Annotated in this window: 12 protein-coding genes and 3 tRNA genes; 6 read left to right on the top strand and 9 right to left on the bottom strand. The window is 55.2% G+C overall.

Annotated elements, in window-relative coordinates:
- Positions 1–9: 9 nt before the first annotated feature.
- The 9 genes from N512_RS0121020 to N512_RS23560 form a co-directional block, all read right to left on the bottom strand.
- The gene (locus tag N512_RS0121020; RefSeq protein WP_028781581.1) at positions 10–681 is read right to left on the bottom strand and encodes a TenA family transcriptional regulator; all 672 of its coding nucleotides are present in this window, start codon (positions 679–681) and stop codon (positions 10–12) included.
- A complete protein-coding gene (locus tag N512_RS23570) occupies positions 681–2,312 on the bottom strand; it encodes an AMP-binding protein (RefSeq protein WP_051472912.1) in 1,632 nt (543 codons plus the stop codon). Before N512_RS23570 ends, N512_RS0121020 begins: the two co-directional genes overlap by 1 nt.
- Positions 2,309–3,028 (bottom strand): thermostable hemolysin, encoded by a 720-nt coding sequence (locus tag N512_RS23565; protein WP_051472911.1) that lies wholly within the window; start codon positions 3,026–3,028, stop codon positions 2,309–2,311. The genes N512_RS23570 and N512_RS23565 overlap by 4 nt, the downstream gene beginning before the upstream one ends.
- Before the next feature lie 112 nt (positions 3,029–3,140).
- Positions 3,141–4,694 carry an apolipoprotein N-acyltransferase gene (gene lnt, locus N512_RS0121005; RefSeq protein WP_028781580.1) on the bottom strand — a complete coding sequence of 518 codons (1,554 nt, stop codon included), beginning with the start codon at positions 4,692–4,694 and terminating at the stop codon, positions 3,141–3,143.
- The gene (gene corC / locus N512_RS0121000; RefSeq protein WP_025011682.1) at positions 4,691–5,572 is read right to left on the bottom strand and encodes a CNNM family magnesium/cobalt transport protein CorC; all 882 of its coding nucleotides are present in this window, start codon (positions 5,570–5,572) and stop codon (positions 4,691–4,693) included. The genes lnt and corC overlap by 4 nt, the downstream gene beginning before the upstream one ends.
- A 32-nt stretch (positions 5,573–5,604) precedes the next feature.
- Complete coding sequence (gene ybeY / locus N512_RS0120995; protein WP_028781579.1) at positions 5,605–6,066, bottom strand: rRNA maturation RNase YbeY; 462 nt, start codon at positions 6,064–6,066, stop codon at positions 5,605–5,607.
- Complete coding sequence (locus N512_RS0120990; protein ID WP_025011683.1) at positions 6,056–7,102, bottom strand: PhoH family protein; 1,047 nt, start codon at positions 7,100–7,102, stop codon at positions 6,056–6,058. The genes ybeY and N512_RS0120990 overlap by 11 nt, the downstream gene beginning before the upstream one ends.
- A 129-nt stretch (positions 7,103–7,231) precedes the next feature.
- Positions 7,232–8,656: a tRNA (N6-isopentenyl adenosine(37)-C2)-methylthiotransferase MiaB gene (miaB, locus tag N512_RS0120985; protein ID WP_025011684.1), complete on the bottom strand. Its 1,425-nt coding sequence runs from the start codon at positions 8,654–8,656 to the stop codon at positions 7,232–7,234.
- Between the two features lie 97 nt (positions 8,657–8,753).
- Entirely contained in the window at positions 8,754–9,077 is a 324-nt protein-coding gene (locus N512_RS23560) for a hypothetical protein (RefSeq protein WP_051472910.1), read from the bottom strand.
- 152 nt (positions 9,078–9,229) lie between these two features.
- Between N512_RS23560 and N512_RS0120975 the strand changes: the two genes are divergently transcribed.
- The 6 genes from N512_RS0120975 (at position 9,230) to N512_RS0120950 (ending at position 12,934) form a co-directional block, all read left to right on the top strand.
- A complete protein-coding gene (locus N512_RS0120975; RefSeq protein ID WP_081737233.1) occupies positions 9,230–10,498 on the top strand; it encodes an FAD-dependent oxidoreductase in 1,269 nt (422 codons plus the stop codon).
- Between the two features lie 192 nt (positions 10,499–10,690).
- Positions 10,691–11,278, top strand: a complete 588-nt coding sequence (pth, locus tag N512_RS0120970) for an aminoacyl-tRNA hydrolase (RefSeq protein WP_025011686.1) — start codon at positions 10,691–10,693, stop codon at positions 11,276–11,278.
- An 85-nt stretch (positions 11,279–11,363) separates the two neighbouring features.
- On the top strand, positions 11,364–12,455 hold the full coding sequence (gene ychF, locus N512_RS0120965) for a redox-regulated ATPase YchF (protein WP_028781577.1): 1,092 nt from the start codon (positions 11,364–11,366) through the stop codon (positions 12,453–12,455).
- Between the two features lie 175 nt (positions 12,456–12,630).
- Positions 12,631–12,707 (top strand) — tRNA-Met (locus N512_RS0120960).
- A 32-nt stretch (positions 12,708–12,739) separates the two neighbouring features.
- Positions 12,740–12,824: transfer RNA gene (locus tag N512_RS0120955), tRNA-Leu, on the top strand.
- A 35-nt stretch (positions 12,825–12,859) separates the two neighbouring features.
- A tRNA-Gln gene (locus N512_RS0120950) sits at positions 12,860–12,934 on the top strand.
- Position 12,935: the final 1 nt, after the last annotated feature.

The following is a 12,935-nucleotide window of genomic DNA, read 5'->3' as shown; positions in this document are numbered from 1 at the left end:
TCACCGTTTTCAGGAGGCCAGCGCCAAGGCCTGGGCCGGCGCCAACTCGCGGAAGATGTTGCCGTAGAGGCGGTAGAAGTTGTTGGCGGCGTGAATGATCAAGGCCTGTTCATCGCGATCCTCAATCCGGTTCATCAGCCCCTCAAAGAAATGGATATGTTGCTTGTCCAGCTCGCCGTGAGACTTGAGATAACTGAAGGCTGAATCCGGCAGCCCCAGGCGCGATTGCACTTTCTCGGCTGCCAGCAGCGCCAGATTAATGCTGGTGCCTTCCAGTACATTGACCATGCCGAAAAAGCCCAGCGGACTTACCCGATTCACCATGTCGTAGGCGTAAGCCACCATGACCTCGGTGGCAAACAGCGGCGTGCTGCGTCTGGCCTTTTCCTTGTCAAAACCGCAGGCGGCTATGTCATTGAGGATCCACTCCTGGTGGCCTTGCTCCTCTTCGATATACTCGGCTACCGCCACCCTGAGCCATTCCTTGCTTTCCGGCAGTCTGGCGCCTGTGGCCATGAGCAGCGGCGAAGTGTGCTTCACATGGTGATAAGCCTGGTGCAGGAAGGCGACATATTCCTCCAGGCTTATCTCTCCTTGCAGGCATTTGCCTATGATGGGACTGGCCAGCAGATACTCGCGTCCGCTCTGGGTTGCTTGTTGTAATTGGTTGTAGAAATTCATTATAGGGCTCCCTCAAGATATGGGGTTTCAGATAGATAGAGCTGTTCTATTTGAGCGGCCAGGGCGCTCAGCAGTGAGGCGCGCTTGACCCTGCCATTGGCGGTGGTGTGAGGCTTGAGCTCGGTTTCATTCAGTCTTATCCAGCGTTTGATCCTGGCGTAGTCGGGCAGTGTGGCATTGACCGCATCCAGCCAGGCCTGGAGCTTCTCATTGCTGACTTGGAGCGGAGCGCACAGTAGCGCGCTGAGCCAGGGTTTGGCGTCGCCAAAGACCATACACTGACTCAGCAGCGGTTTGGCCATCAGCGCCGACTCCACCCACTCAGGGCTGATATTGCGGCCAAAGGAGCTGATAAGCAGATGCTTGCGGCGCCCGTTAATGGCGAGCACACCTTTATCGAGTTGGCCAAGGTCGCCGGTGGCGATTTCTCCCTGGCCCCAAGTCTCGGGTTGGCCGAGATACCCTAGGTGACTGGCGCCGCCGACATGGATTTCGCCGCCGCGAATGGTGACTTTGCAGTGAGGCAACACAGTGCCGGCAAAGCCAGGAGTGTCTTTATCCGGGGTGTTGAGCGCCACGACAGAGCCACATTCCGACAGGCCGTAACCCTCATAAACCGGCAATCCAAGCTCCCTGGCCCGCAGCAGCAACTCGGGGGCCACCTTGCCGCCACCGACGGCGACAAAGCGCAGTGAGTCCGGCGCTTGCCAACCTTGTTCACAGGCACCGACCAGCAGTGTCAGCAACTGAGGAATGAGGATCATGCTGCTCGGCTGCGCTTGGCTTATGGTCTGCAGCAGCGCCCGGCTGTCGAGTCTCGAGCTGCCGTGCATGCCGCGTGCTTTATCCGAGGGCAGCAGCACAGTGCCGCCGCACAGCAAGGGGCTGTAGATACCGGCGATGTTTTCCAGCAAGGTGCTCAAGGGCAACAGACAAAGATGCCTGGGGCTGGGCAGGGCCGTGACTGTGGCAAGCGATTCGGCCACCCGCCATTGATGCTCGCTGCTGAGACACACCCCCTTGGGGTTACCGGTAGAGCCTGAGGTAAAGGTAATTTTGGCTGTGCCCTGTGGGACTTTTGGAAAAGCCGCCGTTTTCTCGGCGCAAGTGCTCTGTTGACCCGGATGCCCGTCGCAGAGTTGTCCGTCAGATAGCTGCTCGTCGTATAACTGCCTGCCGTATAAATGCCAGCCGTATAGATTGCAGCCCAGTTCACTGAGTCCTTGGTAAGGCGCGAAGCCCTTTGGCAAACAAGGCTGAATTTGTGGGCTTTTGCTCAGCACCAGCTCAATCGAGGTTTGTTCAAGGCAGTTTGCCAACTGCTCTTGGGAGAAAAATAGCGGCAAGGGCAGGCAAAGAACTCCCGCCTGCTGGCAGGCAAGATCCAGTATCGCCCACTGCACACTGTTGCCGGCATGCAGTGCCAGGCTGCGGATATTCAGGCGTTTAAGGAAATCACTATAGCGGCGGATTTCTGTTTTCAGTTCAAGGTAGCTGAGTTGCCGCTCAGCATCGCTAACGGCAATGGCCTGATCTTCGCCGTTGAGTTTGCCTAGAACATCCCAATCAAGGTTTGTTCCGGCGCCTGACTCAGAGGTATTGACTTGGTTTAACTGAGGCGATGGAGTCATAGGTTTGGCTCCCGGGTTCTTGCATAAGCCAATTCGGCCGCCATGGTGCTGATATCCAATTCGTGCCTTTGTGCCAGTCGTCTCAAGCGGGGGCTGGTGTCTATCACCTCTTGGGCGAGGCGCAGATCGCCAATCATGACTCTGGGGTTGTTGCGGTAGTAATTGCCCCAGATGGCGCTGTCACCTTCCAGTCGCTTTGGATCGGCGCTACAGAGCAGCATGGGCGAAAAGCCCAGTAGTCTCATCAGCGCCTCCACCTGCTCTGTGACGGTAAAGACCATATACTCAAAACCGGCTCTGGCCAGAGTAGCTGCAAGCAGTACCAGCAGCAGTGGCCCTGAACTCTTGTTGGTGAGTGCCAGATTGCCCACCTCTACCAAGGAAGCCCTGTCCACCGGGCGTTTGGTCAGCAGCGCCACTTGCTGCTCTATGGGATCCTTGAGATATTGCTCCAGAAACAAGGGGTAGTAACAACCGGCTCTGAGGCCGAAGGCACCCTGAGGCTGCCCCTTCATGCTCAGCTGCAGTAAGAAAGGCAAAAATTCCTTGAGCTTGGCACCATGCACCTGAAAGTACTTGGCGGCGATATAGTCTTCGACCTCAGTGCGGCCCTCTGCCTGTTCATGGAACAGGCGACACTCGGGAAGCGAATGAGGTGGGTTGGCAGAGCTTGGGACGTCCTTTTCCAGGGCAGACAGGGGAAACTGCTTGACCATAGAGATACTCCGGATCTGTTAACCAGTATCCAGAGCCTAGAAAAGCAGTCTTAAGAATTACTTATGTGTTCATTAATTTTTTGTCAATTAGATAAAAATCAATTGGTTGCTCTTAGCTTTTATCGCTCTTTCGCCGTTTGGGGTAATACAACAGCCCCAAAAGCAGCAGCAAGCCACTCAGCCCGAGTACCGGCCATTGACCGACCCGGCTGAACAGGGTCCGGCCCTCGACCAGCGGCACTTCAGCCGTGAGTACGCCCTCGACGAACTGCGGTAGTTTGGCACTGATATTGCCAAATTCATCCACCACGGCGGTGACGCCATTGTTGGTGGCCCGCAGCAGAGGCCGGCCCAACTCGGCCGAGCGCATCTGGGCTATCTCCATGTGTTGCAGTGGGCCATTAGACTCACCGAACCAGGCATCGTTGGAGACGGTTAGCAACACCTGGGTATCCTCGGCGACGTTGGCCCTGAGTTGCTCGGGGAAAGCGATTTCATAACAGATAGCCGGTGCCAGGGTATGACCCAGCGCCGTCAGGTTGTTTTGCTGATAACTGCCTCTGGCAAACGAGGACATGGGCAGGTTGAAAAAGGGCGCCAGCGGCCGCAGCAGCGACTCCATGGGCACAAACTCGCCTATGGGCAGCAGGTGATGTTTGCGGAACTGGTTGTTGCCAGCTGCGCTATAGTCGGCGTTCTCCTGCTGTTTCTGATGATGATTCCCCAGCACAATCAGCGAGTTGTAGAAGTCGCCATTTCGCTGGCTGATGATACCTGTGATGATGGCGGCATCCCGCAGATTGGCAACTTTGTTGGCGTTGTCGAGGAACTCGGCCACCATGCTTTCGGGGGCCGGTATCGCGGCCTCGGGCCAGATCACCAAGTCTCTGTCCAGATGCGGGCGGGAGAGATCCATATATTTGAGCATAGTCGGCCAGAGTGCGTCCGGATCCCACTTCATGCTTTGGGGGATATTGCCTTGCACCAGCGCCACGCTGAGGGTCTCACCGGTACGCTCAACCGTTGAAAATCGCGGCGCCTGCCATACAAACAGGGCCAGTAGCGCCGAGCTCACCACCAGGCTGAGCCAGCGGCGTTTGAGTAGCAGCACCAGGCTTGCTGCCAGCAGCGCCACCACAAAACTGAGCCCCAAAGTGCCTATCATTGAGGCCAGTGGCTTCAAGGGGCCCGAGGTTTGGCTATAGCCGCCCCAGAGCCAGGGGAAGCCGGTGAGCACCCAGCCCCGTAACCATTCACACAGAGTCCAGAGCGCCGGAAACAGCCCCAGCAGTTGCCAGTTATGACGCTTGGGCGCCAGTCGGGCCAGCAGGGCGCCTGCCAGCGCCGGATACAAGGCCAGATAGAGGGCCAACAGGGCCATCAGGCCTATGGAAGCAATCAGCGGCAAGCCACCGAATCTGTCCATGCTGACATGCACCCAGCTGATCCCGAAGGCGAAGGCGCCAAAACCAAAGCTGAGCCAATAGCCAAAACTGGCCTTGGGGGAAAGCTTGTTACTGTGCCAAAGGCCAAAGGCCAGCGCCAGCGGGTAGATGGGCCAAAGATCGTAGGGGGCAAAGGAAAGTGCCGTACTGGCACCGGCCAAAAAGGCCAGTACCAGACGCAGCTTGGGGTGGCGTTGTAGCGCCGCTAATGTGGACTTCACTGGTCGTTACTGTCTTCAGTATCGTTGGGATCGGGCAGTTTCACCCTGAGTTGCAATAAACGGCGGGTATCGGCACTGATGACTTTAAATTCAATGCCGTCGATGACGATCTTCTCGTTGCGCTCCGGCAGGTGGCCGAAGGCGTGGGACACCAGGCCGCCGACTGTGTCGAACTCTTCATCACTGAAATGGGTGTTGAAGGTTTCGTTGAAATCTTCAATCTCGGTCAGTGCCTTGACCATGTAAACCCGGTTACCGGCTTTACGGATCTCTGACTCGTCGCTGTTGTCGTGATCGAACTCATCTTCGATATCGCCGACAATCTCTTCGAGAATATCTTCAATGGTGACCAGGCCGGAAACACCACCGTATTCATCGACCACTATCGCCATATGGTAGCGTTGGGAACGGAACTCTTTGAGCAGCACATCCACTCTCTTGCTCTCGGGCACCACAACGGCCGGGCGGATCACTTTTTCCAGTGAGAAGGGTTCTTCACTGTTGTTGAAGCCGTACTTCAGCAGATCTTTGGCCAGCAGTATGCCTTCGATATGGTCTTTGTCTTCATTGACCACAGGAAAGCGGGAATGAGCAGAGTTGATGACAGTGTTGAGCAGTTCCTCAACAGAGTCATTGAATTGGATGGCGACAATTTGCGCTCTGGGGATCATTATGTCCCTTACACGCAAATCAGATACCTCTAAAACACCTTTTATCATCTCGCGGGTATCTTCTGTGATGAGCTCACGCTGTTCGGCATCGTGGATCACCTCAACCAGATCTTCGCGATTTTGAGGTTCGCCCTGGAATAACTGGCTTACTCGGTCAAACCAGCCTTTCTTATGGGCGCTGGTACTCGGGGGGATATCGTCACTCATAGTGTTCTTCATGACAGGGCGAACCCTGGCAATTATTGCTCCTTGTATGGGTCAGTAAAACCTAAGCTTTCAATAAGTTGGGTCTCTAGCGACTCCATTTCTTCGGCTTCGGCATCTTCGATGTGATCATAACCTAGCAGATGCAGGCAACCGTGCACAACCATATGTGCCCAGTGCGCCTGTAGCGGTTTATGCTGTTCACGGGCTTCATTTTCAACGACTGAAACGCAAATGACAAGATCCCCGAGTAATGGCAGGGTTATTCCCGGTGGCGCTTCAAACGGAAATGACAGCACATTGGTGGGCTTGTCTTTGCCGCGATAGTCCCGGTTCAACTGCTGGCTCTCTTCACTGTCCACCAGGCGTATGGTCAGCTCGGCCTGCTCCATACTATTGCCTATGGCAGTACGGGCCCAGAGCTCGAAATCGCTCTGGGATGGCAGGTTTTGCGCTTCTGTTGCCAGTTGCAGGTCCAGTTGCAGATCAAGACTCATGGGCGCCGGCCTCTGTCAGTTGATATTGGCTGTCGCGTTGGGCCTTGGCCGCCTGCTGGCGCTGATCGTGTGCCTCATAGGCTTCCACTATGCGGGCTACTACCGGGTGGCGCACCACATCCTGGGCCTGGAAGAAGTTGAAGCTGATCTCTTCCACTTCGCTCAGTACTTCGATGGCGTGGCGCAGGCCGGACTTGGCGTTGCGCGGCAGATCTATCTGGGTAATGTCACCTGTGATCACCGCCTTGGAGTTGAAGCCGATACGGGTGAGGAACATCTTCATCTGTTCCACCGTGGTATTTTGGCTCTCATCGAGAATGATAAAGGCATCGTTGAGGGTGCGGCCACGCATATAGGCCAGCGGTGCGACCTCGATAACATTGCGTTCTATCAGTCGCTCGACCTTCTCAAAGCCGAGCATCTCAAACAGGGCGTCATACAGAGGCCTGAGGTAAGGGTCTACCTTCTGGCTCAGATCGCCGGGCAGGAACCCCAGTTTCTCACCGGCTTCCACCGCAGGGCGGGTCAGCAGAATGCGGCGGATCTCCTGACGCTCCAGCGCATCCACGGCGGCGGCAACGGCCAGATAGGTCTTGCCGGTACCGGCGGGGCCTATGCCGAAGGTGATGTCATGGCGCACTATGTTGGCCACATATTGGGTCTGGTTGGGATTGCGTGGCTTAATCACCCCTTTGCGGGTCTTGATATAGTGCTCTTTGGGTTCTGCACCGCTGTCGTCGGCTTCCAGGGCAATGGCTTCCTGAATGGCGATATGCACCTGCTCGGGCTCCAGATCCGGGGTCGAGCCTTTTACCGGCGCGGTTTCGACATAGAGCTGTTTCAGCAGGTTGTTGGCCGTGAGGCAGTTACGTGGCTGGCCGACAATCTGAAAATGGTTGTTGCGGTAGCTTATCTCGACGCCCACCCGGCGCTCGAGTTGCTTGATATTGTCATCGAACGGACCACACAGAGACGCCAGACGGCGGCTGTCGGCCGGTTCGAGATACAGATTCATGGTGGTTAATTTGTGAGACAAACAAAAACTCCTGTTGATGTCATCTTTGATCAGTTTACGAGCGTGAAGGCATAAATGCTAACGGAAAATCGAGCCTAAAATAAAACGGCCCGGGTCCGAAGAGCCGGGCCGCCGTGGAAGTCTCGGCGCTTACGGGGTGAACTGAGTCACACCCAGGGTATCTTCCTGATTATGCTTGGCCAGAATATCACTGGGGCGCAGGCTCTTGCGCAAGTCCATCTCATCTTCACCGCGAACAAACTTGCCGCGCAGCGAGTTGGTGTAGACATCGACGATTTCCACGTCCACGAAGCTGCCTATGTGCTTGGGCTGGCCTTCGAAGTTGACCACCCGGTTGTTTTCGGTGCGGCCGCGCAGTTCCATGGGGTTCTTGACCGATGGGCCTTCCACCAGAATACGCTGCACTGTGCCCAGCATCTGGCGGCTGTAGCGCTGCGCCTGTTGGGTAATCCTGTCCTGCAGGATTGCCAGACGCTGCTTTTTCTCTTCCATATCCACATCATCCGGCAAGTCGGCCGCCGGGGTGCCGGGACGGGCACTGTAGATAAAGCTGAAGCTGTGGTCGAAGCCCACTTCTTCAATCAGCTTCATGGTGTCGGCAAAATCTTCTTTGCTTTCGCCGGGGAAGCCGATGATAAAGTCGGAGCTTATCTGAATATCCGGCCGCGCCTTGCGCAGACGGCGAATGATCGACTTGTACTCGATTGCCATATGGCCGCGCTTCATCTGGGTCAGTATGCGGTCTGAACCCGATTGCACCGGCAGGTGCAGGAAGCTGACCAGCTCAGGAGTGTCTTCATAGACATCGATAATGTCCTGGGTGAACTCTATCGGATGGCTGGTGGTAAAGCGGATGCGGTCGATTCCGTCGATGGCGGCCACATAACGCAGCAGCTCGGCAAAGCTGCAAATTTCGTCATCATGGGTCAGGCCGCGATAGGCGTTAACGTTTTGCCCCAGCAGGTTGACTTCACGCACCCCTTGCTCGGCCAGTTGAGCGATTTCCAGGATGATGTCATCCAGTGGCCGGCTGACTTCTTCGCCGCGGGTATAGGGCACCACGCAGAAAGAGCAGTACTTGCTGCAGCCTTCCATGATGGAGACAAAGGCGGTGGGGCCTTCGGCGCGGGGCTCGGGCAGACGGTCGAACTTCTCGATTTCCGGGAAGCTGACGTCAATCACCGCCTGGTCGCCGCTGCGAACCTGGTTGATCATCTCTGGCAGACGGTGCAGGGTTTGAGGGCCGAAGATAATATCCACGCACTGGGCGCGTTCTTTTATCGCCTTGCCTTCCTGCGAAGCCACACAACCACCCACGCCAATGATCAGCTCAGGATTCTTGTCTTTGAGTGTTTTCCAGCGGCCCAGCTGATGGAATACCTTTTCCTGCGCCTTTTCACGAATAGAACAGGTATTGAGCAGCAGAATATCTGCCTCATCAGCCTCTTCGGTCAGGGTATAGCCCTGAAATTCGTTTAACAGATCGGCCATCTTGGATGAGTCGTACTCATTCATCTGACAGCCCCAGGTTTTAATATGGAGTTTTTTACTCATCAGTTTTGCGTCGCTCTTCGGAACCACTTAAAAAATAGCGCGCCATTTTACCTGCTGTTAAGTCCGCTGACCAGCTTTTGAACGCCAGGGCTGAGAATTACTCTGGTTGCTGCAATACCCTTTCAAGCTGTGCGGGTAAACGGTTGGCGGCCACCTGAATATTTTGCTGCTGGTAGAATTGCTCGGCCATCTCCAGATTGCTGCCGCGGGCCTGGGCATAGATGTCCTCCAACACATCCAAATGCAAGCCGGCCATGGTTTCCGTGATTTGTTGATATAGGGCATAATTCAGCGACGAGCGATAGGTTACAGTTATCACTTCCATCTGGTCTGCCGTGGTGGCGGCCAGAACATGACCAGAAGTAAAGGCAGCCGGGACGATAAGGGCTGCGGCTATCAGGCTGCTGGTAAGTTTGCGCATGGTATCCTCACTTGTTGATGTCGATAACCGCATATGCGGTGTTTGCCATGACAGATACTGCTTGGACACTCAGAGGCTAGCCTAAGGTTGCCAAGGCTCGTGTGTCGGCTTGTAAGCAGGTGTTTCAGGAGGGCCGGCAGCAACATTTGCTCATGATTGAAGCCAAAACAGTTACCATTGAACACAACTCTGTGGCCGAGGCGGCAGAGAAGAGAGACAGCAGGAAAGGCATAGTGACAGAACAACATGAGACCAAGGATATCGTCATCATAGGTGGCGGTATGGTGGGCGCGGCGACGGCGCTGGGGTTGGCCAAGCTCGGGCTGGAAGTGGCGCTGGTGGAGGCCTTTGAACCCGAGGTCTTTGATGCCTCGCAACCTCTGGATGTCAGGGTCTCGGCCATCAGTGTGGCATCGGAGGCACTACTCGAGCGCCTGGGAGCATTCGATACTCTGCTCGGAATGCGCCATGTGGCTTATCGTGGCCTGGAAACCTGGGAAATGGAAGGCTGCATTACCCGTTTCCATGCCAGTCAGATCAAGGCCGAGCGTCTCGGCCACATAGTGGAAAACCGTTTGGTGCAGCTGGCACTGTGGCAGGAATTCGACAACTACCCCAATCTGACCCTCTGCTGCCCGGCCCGGGTCGGGCGCATGGTGCGCTCCAGCGTGGGTATAGAGGTGAGTCTGGACGATGGCCGGGTGTTCGATGCCCGCTTGCTGGTGGGGGCCGATGGTGCCAACTCCAGAGTGCGTCAATGGGCCGGAATTGGCATTAGCGGTTGGGATTATTCCCAGTCCTGTATGTTGATCAATATCGCCACCGAGTGTGATGAGCAGGATGTGACCTGGCAACAGTTTACCCCGCAAGGGCCACGCTCCTTACTGCCATTACCGGGCAAAAATGCTTCCTTGGTCTGGTATGACGATGCCAAACAAATTCGCAGTTTGATGCAGCTAAGCGACAGCCAACTGAAGCAGGCGATCATCAATCACTTCCCCGATAGGCTGGATCCCCATTTCGAAGTGTTGGCCAAGGGCAGTTTCCCGCTGACCCGGCGCCATGCGCAGCAATACTACCGCGACAATCTGGTGATCCTGGGGGATGCGGCTCACACCATTAACCCGCTGGCGGGACAGGGGGTTAACCTGGGCTTTAAAGACGTCGAAGCCTTGATAGCGACAATCACCCAGGCGCTGGAGAAGGGCGAAGACTGGTCAAAGGCCACAGTGCTTGAAGGGTTCCAAAAGCAACGCTGGTTTGACAATCAGTTGATGATGACAGGCATGGATCTCTTCTATGCCGGTTTCAGTAACGATCTGCTGCCACTTAAACTGTTGCGTAACGCCGGGCTCAAGCTGGCGGATATCAATACCCCGGTCAAGCAGCAAGTGCTCAAGTATGCGCTGGGGCTGAGATAACCCCGGTCGATTTGTTGATTGTCGCAAGAGAGTGCTAAAATGCCGCGTTTTTACAAGAATGCGGCATTTTTCATTGGCTTTCACGCAGTGTTTGGGCCTGTAACGGCCAAGCTTCAAGAGCGGTGAATATGTGCCTGGCCTTGTCCGGCCTTCGCAGAACTTCTCGTTGAATAAACAGACTGATAGAGACTGATGACAGAGATTAAACTTATCGTCGGGCTGGCCAATCCCGGCGCCGAGTATGCCCAGACCCGCCATAATGCCGGCGCCTGGTATGTGCAGGAGCTGGCCAGAGGTTGCGGTGCCCAGCTCAGTGCCGACAGCAAGTATTTTGGCCTGACTGCCAGAGTCACGCTCAAGGGCCGCGATGTGCGCCTGCTGATCCCTTCCACTTATATGAACCTGAGTGGCAAGTCGGTGGCGGCATTGGCGAACTTCTTCCGTATTCAACCGGAGGAGATTTTGGTGGCCCACGATGAGCTGGACATGCCTCCGGGGGTGGCCAAGTTCAAGCTTGGCGGTGGTCATGGCGGCCATAATGGCCTTAAGGATATTATTGCCAAGCTGGGCAACAACAAGAATTTTTATCGTCTGCGGATTGGCATAGGTCACCCCGGGGACAAGAACAAAGTCAGCGGCTATGTGCTTGGCAAGGCGCCGAGTACTGAGCAGTCGCTGATCGATGCCGCAGTAGATGAAGCGGTGCGCGCCACTGATATCCTCTTTGCCGAGGATATGACCAAGGCGATGCACAGGCTGCACTCCTTTAAAGCGGTCTAAGATTATCCAGGCGTCTGACGCCTGTTTCATTATCCTGTCCGGGGCCGAGTGCGCTGGACTCAAATTAGAGAGAAAGGTAAACATCATGGGTTTTAAATGCGGCATCGTTGGTCTGCCAAACGTCGGTAAGTCAACTCTGTTCAATGCGTTAACCAAGGCTGGCATCGAAGCGGCAAACTTTCCCTTCTGTACCATAGAACCCAACACAGGTGTGGTGCCAGTGCCGGATGCTCGTCTGGACGCCCTGGCTGAAATCGTTAAGCCTGAGCGGGTACTGCCGACCACCATGGAGTTTGTGGACATTGCCGGTCTGGTTGCCGGGGCATCCAAGGGCGAAGGCCTGGGTAACAAGTTCCTGGCCAACATCCGTGAAACCGATGCTATCGGCCATGTGGTACGTTGCTTCGAGAACGACAATATTGTTCACGTGGCCAACAAGGTTGACCCGGCCGGTGATATTGAAGTGATCAATACCGAACTGGCACTGGCGGATCTCGACAGTGTTGAGCGTGCCATACTGCGTCAGCAAAAGCGCGCCAAGGGTGGTGATAAAGACGCCAAATTTGAAGTCGGAGTACTGGAAAAACTCAAGCCGGTACTGGACGAAGGCCATATGCTGCGCACCCTGGATTTGAGCAAAGAGGAGCTGGAATCCGTGGCTTACCTGAACCTGCTGACGCTCAAGCCAACCATGTATATTGCCAACGTTTCTGAAGATGGCTTCGACAATAACCCGCATCTGGATACAGTGCGTGCCATTGCCGAAAAAGAAAATGCCGTTGTGGTGCCTGTGTGCGCCGCTATCGAGTCAGATCTGGCGGAAATGGATGAGGAAGAGCGTAGCGAGTTCCTCGAAGAGCTGGGCCTGGAAGAGCCAGGGCTTGATCGGGTGATTCGCGCCGGTTACGAATTGCTGACACTGCAAACCTACTTTACTGCCGGGGTGAAAGAAGTCCGTGCCTGGACTGTGACTGTCGGTTCTACCGCACCGCAGGCGGCCGGTAAAATTCACACCGACTTTGAGCGCGGCTTTATTCGGGCTCAGGTTATGGCCTATGATGACTTTGTTCAGTTCAAGGGCGAAGCCGGTTGTAAGGAAGCGGGTAAGCTGCGGGTGGAAGGGAAAACCTATATCGTCAAAGACGGCGACGTGATGCACTTCCTGTTTAACGTATAAAGCGACTCTAAATGGGCGATAGAACACGGATTTGCGTATCTGTTGCCCAGTTTGATGGGTTTATAGGCAAACAGCTGGGGCGGCGGGATTTAGCCTAAAAAAGCTGTTGACCTGAATAACCTGAATAAGCATAATACGCCCCGTTCCTCGGCACGGGGAACAACAAAGTTATCGTGGCTATGTAGCTCAGCTGGTTAGAGCACAGCACTCATAATGCTGGGGTCGCAGGTTCAAGTCCCGCCATAGCTACCATCCTTCTTGGGATGTCAAAAACAAGAGACACTGCGGGAGTGGTGAAATTGGTAGACACGCCAGATTTAGGTTCTGGTGCCGCAAGGTGTGAGAGTTCAAGTCTCTCCTCCCGTACCATATTTGTCTCTTATTGAACTAACTTTGATTATTGGTGGGGTATCGCCAAGCGGTAAGGCACCGGGTTTTGATCCCGGCATTCCCAGGTTCGAATCCTGGTACCCCAGCCAT

This window comes from Shewanella sp. 38A_GOM-205m (genome assembly GCF_000518445.1).
GTDB classification, from domain to species: domain Bacteria; phylum Pseudomonadota; class Gammaproteobacteria; order Enterobacterales; family Shewanellaceae; genus Shewanella; species Shewanella algae.
The sequence above is the reverse complement of the archived record's forward strand: the minus strand, read 5'-3'. Positions and strand labels throughout refer to the sequence as shown.